Raw genomic sequence first — 1,066 nt, 5'->3', positions numbered from 1 at the left:
CTACGCGAAATGCGCCTACGTCTACCTCGGCACCGTCACTCTCGCCGCCCTCGTCATTTGGCTCCGAACATGATCCGAGAAACAGTGCCTAAAGCGTGTTGCAGAAGGTTGTGTCCGGGCAGGTCAGGACCGGTGTTGGTGCCGGTCTGGTCACGTCGCGAGGGCGAGGTTGTGCATGTGGGCGACGGCCTGGACCGCGTAGTGGAGGCCGTTGCCGCGCTGGCGGCAGTCGCGGAGGATCTTGTAGTGCTTCATGCGGGCGAAGGCGTGCTCGACGCGGGCCCGGACCCGTCGGTGTTCGGCGTTGTCCTCCTCCTCGCCCAGCAGCAGGGCTCTGCCGGGGCGTTTGCGGTGCGGGACGACGAGCCCGGTGTTGATGTAGGCGCCGTCGGCCAGCACCGTGACGCCCTCGCAGACGGCGGCCAGGCCCGAGTCCCGCCAGGCCTTCGCGTCCGCGGTGTTGCCGTGCACCGGCCGAGCCCCGGCGATCACCAGCTTGGTGTCGGCATCGATGATGACCTGCACGTTCGCCGAGAACCGGTAGTTGCGTGAGGACGCGCCGGTCTTCCGGTCGCGGACCGGGATCAGGGTGCCGTCCACGATCCACAACCGCTCGGCCGCATCGTCGGGGCGGGTGGCCGGCTCGATCGCCAGCAGCGGCCGCAGCCGCTGGATCACCCGGCACACGGTCGCGGGCGAGCAGCCGAACAGCGGCGCGAGCTGTCGCATGGTGAGGTTCGTGCGGTAGTAGACGGCCACCAGCAGCACCCGGTCCGCCAACGGCAGACACCACGGTCGGCCGCCACCGGGCCCGTTCCCGCCTCGTTCACGCACGACCTTCAGCAGCCGCTCGAACTGCCGCATCCGCAGACCCGTGAACGTCTCCACCCATAACGGCTCAGCCCTCAACACCCCGCCCATACAGGGAAAATGCCCGAACCAGGGGCTTCTGCAACACGCTTTAGTGACCCGAGTCGGAGATTCGTCGTTGGTTGGGCATGAGTCGTCCGGGTCCGAAGATTCCTCCGTTGTCGGTCAGTGATGCCCAGCGGGCGGTGTTGGAGGG

At 67.8% G+C, this 1,066-nt stretch carries 1 protein-coding gene; it reads right to left on the bottom strand.

Going from position 1 to position 1,066, the window contains the following annotated elements; genetic code table 11:
* Positions 1 to 150: 150 nt before the first annotated feature.
* Positions 151 to 921, bottom strand: a complete 771-nt coding sequence (locus AB0M18_RS36655; RefSeq protein ID WP_365765737.1) for a transposase family protein — start codon at positions 919 to 921, stop codon at positions 151 to 153.
* Positions 922 to 1,066: the final 145 nt, after the last annotated feature.

Source organism: Streptomyces sp. NPDC051909, from assembly GCF_040681095.1.
Lineage (GTDB): Bacteria > Actinomycetota > Actinomycetes > Streptomycetales > Streptomycetaceae > Streptomyces.
This window is presented reverse-complemented; position numbering and strand designations above follow the sequence as displayed.